4 protein-coding genes are annotated in these 4153 nt (G+C 60.3%); 3 read left to right on the top strand and 1 reads right to left on the bottom strand.

The features are described 5' to 3' along the window. Positions 1-665: dihydrodipicolinate reductase C-terminal domain-containing protein (locus GZ093_RS20360; RefSeq protein WP_296489518.1), on the bottom strand; the 665-nt coding region annotated here is incomplete at its 3' end. A gap of 154 nt (positions 666-819) precedes the next feature. Between GZ093_RS20360 and GZ093_RS20365 the strand changes: the two genes are divergently transcribed. From GZ093_RS20365 to GZ093_RS20375, 3 genes are all read left to right on the top strand, one after another. After that, positions 820-2136, top strand: coding sequence for a chloride channel protein (locus GZ093_RS20365; protein ID WP_296489520.1), 1317 nt, complete (start codon positions 820-822; stop codon positions 2134-2136). Positions 2137-2454: 318 nt separating this feature from the next. Continuing rightward, positions 2455-3855 carry a DNA recombination protein RmuC gene (gene rmuC, locus GZ093_RS20370; RefSeq protein ID WP_296489522.1) on the top strand — a complete coding sequence of 467 codons (1401 nt, stop codon included), beginning with the start codon at positions 2455-2457 and terminating at the stop codon, positions 3853-3855. Positions 3856-3935: 80 nt separating this feature from the next. Further along, positions 3936-4153, top strand: a 218-nt coding sequence (locus GZ093_RS20375) for an MFS transporter (RefSeq protein WP_296489523.1), incomplete at its 3' end; no start/stop codon positions are given.

The following is a 4153-nucleotide window of genomic DNA, read 5'->3' on the forward strand; positions in this document are numbered from 1 at the left end:
TCAGTCAGGGCAAAAGCCGCCCCGGTGCCGAAGGCCTTGCGCTCAATCGAGTTGTGAATGATGCGCAGCGTCTGGTACGGAAAGCCAAAAATGACCTCATGGTGACCGACGATGCCACCGAGCCTGAGCGACGTGATGCGGTCGTTGTCGATCTCCAGGCTGTCCGCAATTTTGCGGGCCGTACCAGAGATTTCCGGCTTGTCCCGAAAGTGTTGTTCCAGGATTTCAACGTCGGCAAAGGGCGCGATTGTGCGCAGCAGCCTGGCTGCCAGGATCAGAAAGTTGATGCCCAAAGTCATGTTGGGTGAGCACAAGACCCGCGTGTCGGCTCCCAGACTGCGCATGAAGGCAAGCTCGTTTTCGCCGTACGACGAGATCGCGCTGACCAGCATCAGTTGACGCCGGCGCACCTCTTCGCCATAGACCGTGACCGCAGCAGAGTTTGAAAAATCGATCAAGGCGTCTACCGGATGTGCATCCAGCCAGTCACCCAGGGCCACCTGGTCCAGGCCGATGATCGGAATGGCGCTGTCCGGCAAGGTTTCTTCCGGTTTCGATGCGGTGCGACGTGCGATCCAGCACAGGTCGAAGCGCGGATCGTCGCACAGCACCTGTGCAACCGCCTGGCCTGCTTTGCCATAACCCATGAGTCCCACTTTGATCATGACTGCCTCCTTTTTTGCCAATGTCGCTGCTGTGAAAGAATCTTCAGGTCTGCATTTGAACTAATATAACAAATTGCATTTGTCGCAATGCATTCTGAGAAAATCAACTTCTTCATTTCTGGTGCGACACCATCAGTCACCCCCTAAGGCAGCCATGCAAACGCGTTTTCCGGTTTTTTATGCGATCAGGCAAGAGCTTTACGACTGGCGCTTGTGGACCGGGCGCGCCGTGGTGCTGGCATTCGCGGCGCTGGCGGGTTTGGTGGTTGTGGGCTTCACCTGGCTGACAGAGCAGGCCTTTGCCCAATTTCTGTGGTTAAAAAGTTCGTACTGGTGGAGCCCGCTGTTGTGGACGCCGCTGTCCACGGTGGCCATTGTTTGGCTGATGCGGCGCTACGCCATTGGCGCCACCGGGTCGGGCATTCCGCAGGTCATGGCGGCGCTGTCGCCCGAAGTGAGCCGGGAACACGTCAGCCTGTATGTGTCGGTCCGTTTGACTATCGCCAAAATACTGCTGGCCAGTTGGGGCTTTCTGGCTGGTTTGTCGCTGGGGCGCGAGGGTCCCTCGGTGCAAATTGCCGCGGGCGTCATGCACCACGCGCGGCGCTGGTTGCCGGCGCAGTCGCAGGTATCGGCCCAAGGCTTGATGATGGCCGGCGGCGCGGCGGGTATTGCGGCGGCCTTCAACACGCCGCTGGCGGGCGTGATGTTTGCCATTGAAGAGTTGACGCGAAAGTCGGAGCATCGCAGCAACGGGTTGCTGCTGGCGGCCATTGTGTTGGGGGGCATGATGGCAGTGTCGGTGCATGGCAACGCCACCTACTTTGGCGTGATCCGGGTCGAGAACCTGAGCATGGCGCTGTTGCTCCCCGGCTTGTTGGTTGCGGTCAGCTGTGGTTTGGCCGGCGGCCTGTTTGCCCGCTTGGTGGTGCTGTCCTTGTCGGGGCAATCGAACGACTGGTTCAGTCGGTTGCGACTGCGTTCGCCCTTGCGTTTCGCTGCGGCCTGTGGTTTGGCGGTGGCGCTGTTGGGCCTGGCCAGCCACGGTGCAACCTATGGCAGCGGTTACGACTACACCCGCGAGATGCTTGAAGGCAACGCAACTGAGTCGCCTTTTTACGTGTTGCTGAAATTTGTGGCCACCTGGATTACCACCTGGGCGGGCGTGCCGGCCGGAATTTTTGCGCCATCACTGGCCATTGGTGGTGCCTTGGGCAATGACATTGCCCAGTTGACCTCCTATGCCAACGCCCCCACGTTGATGGCTTTGGGCATGGCCGCTTTCCTGGCCGCCGTGACGCAAGCCCCCATGACGGCCTTTATCATCGTGATGGAAATGGTGGACGGGCACGCGCTGGTGCTGAGCTTGATGGCCAGTGCGCTGGTTGCCAGCGGTGTATCGCGCCTGATCAGCGCGCCGTTTTATACCTCGCTGGCGCAGCTGCAATTGCAGCGCTTGCCGCCGCGTTGATCAAAAAAAAGAGCCCCGAAGGGCTCTAAACTCGTTTTGTTGATTTGCCGCTTAAAACAAGACCAACGTTGGCATTGTATTTGATCAAATGCAATAAATTGACTAGGGATTTCCCGTGCTCTTGCGATGCTGCGCCAAAACCCGGTCATCTGGCGCATTAGCCAGGTCATTGGCAAATAATATTAATTTGATAGCATCATGCACAATGTATATAAGGGCTAGAGGCCAGTTTCATCTGTAAAATTGGGCCATATTTGGCACGGCTGTTTCGCAGTCTGCTTTTTGTCCAAAAATAGTTTTCAAGGAGAATTTTCAAGCGTGAATGAATTGCTACTTTGGGCCGCACTGGCCGTCGTCATGCTGAATGTCAGCTTGCTGATTTGGGTTGTTCTGCAGCGCGGCAACGCCCAGAACCGGGCCGAGACTGACCGGCTGTCACGCGAGGCGGCGCAGCAGGCGCTCATGGCCTCGGTATCGGCCAGCTCGGAGCGGTTGGAGCGTGAGCTACGCCGCGAGATCAGCGAGTCAGCCCGCGGCGGGCGCCAGGAACTGACGCAAAACCTGGCCACCTTTCAGCAAGCGCTGGTGGCGCAGGGCGCGCAGGCCACGCGCACGCAAAACAGCCAGATTGACGCCTTCGGCCAGCAGTTGACCCTGCTGCAGAAGACGCTGTCGGACACGCTGACGACTCAACTCTCCGGGGTGAGCGAATCGAACGCGAGGCGCATGATTGAGATTCGTGAGACGCTGGAGAAACAGTTGGCGCAGCTGCAGGTCACCAACGCGGCCAAGCTCGACGAGATGCGCGCCACCGTCGATGAAAAGCTGCAGAGCACGCTGCAGACCCGGCTCGGTGAGAGCTTTAAGCAAGTGGCGGACCGGCTTGAGCAGGTCCACAAAGGATTGGGTGAGATGCAGACGCTGGCCCAGGGAGTGGGTGACCTCAAGCACCTGCTGACCAACGTCAAGACCCGCGGCATTTTTGGCGAGGCACAGTTGGCCTCGCTGCTGGAGCAGGTGCTGGTGGTTGACCAGTACGCGGCGCAAGTGGCGACCCGGCCCGGCAGCAAGAATGTGGTCGACTTCGCCATCAAGCTGCCGGGTACCTCCCCACATGGCGAGCCGCTGTGGCTACCGATTGATGCGAAGTTTCCCAATGAAGACTACGAGCGCCTGCTGGACGCGCAGGGCAGGGCGGATGTACTTGGGGCCGAGGCGGCCGGCAAGGCGCTGGAGTTGCGCATTCGGCTGGAGGCTAGATCGATTGCCGACAAATACGTGGAGCCGCCACACACCACCGATTTCGCCATTTTGTTCTTGCCCACAGAAGGCTTGTATGCGGAGGTGCTGCGCCGGCCCGGCCTGATGCAAGCGCTGCAGCGCGAGCACCGCATCACGCTGGCCGGGCCGACCACGCTGCTGGCGATGTTGAGCTCGCTGCAGATGGGCTTTCGCACACTCGCGCTCGAGAAGCGTTCTAGCGAGGTGTGGCAGGTGCTGGGCGCCGTCAAAACTGAATTTGGCAAGTTTGGCGACGTGCTGGCCAAAGTCAAATCACAAACCGAGACCGTGCTCAAAACGCTCGACAGTGCCCAGACCCGCAGCCGCGCCATGGGCCGGGCCTTGAAACAGGTCGAGGCGCTGCCAGAACCCCAAGTGCCCACGCTGATCTTGATCGACCCTGACCTGGACCGCGATGCGACGCTGGACCAGGCGTGAGTTCGGCCACAGGCAGTAGCGCGCTCGGCCCGGTCGGGCTGGCGCGTCTGATCGGCGGGCATGTTTGTCTGCACGCCTGCATGGCGGGTCTGCGCCTGGCTGCGCCCCTGATGGCGCTGCGCGAGGGTTTCAGCGCGCTGGCGGTGGGCATGCTGCTGTCGCTGTTTGCGTTGACGCAGGTCTTTCTGGCCCTGCCCGCGGGGCGTTATGCGGACCGCCACGGCTACCGACGGTCGATGGGCTTTTGCGTGCTGGCGAGTGCAGGCGGGGCCGCTCTAGCCGCCGCCTTTCCGGTCTT

The sequence above is a fragment of the Rhodoferax sp. genome, from assembly GCF_010365055.1.
Taxonomy (GTDB): Bacteria; Pseudomonadota; Gammaproteobacteria; order Burkholderiales; family Burkholderiaceae_C; genus Rhodoferax.

Bases quoted from the DNA above. Each gene is read 5' to 3' on its own strand.
- GZ093_RS20365 (WP_296489520.1), top strand. From the start codon at position 820: ATGCAAACGCGTTTTCCGGTTTTTTATGCGATCAGGCAAGAGCTTTAC.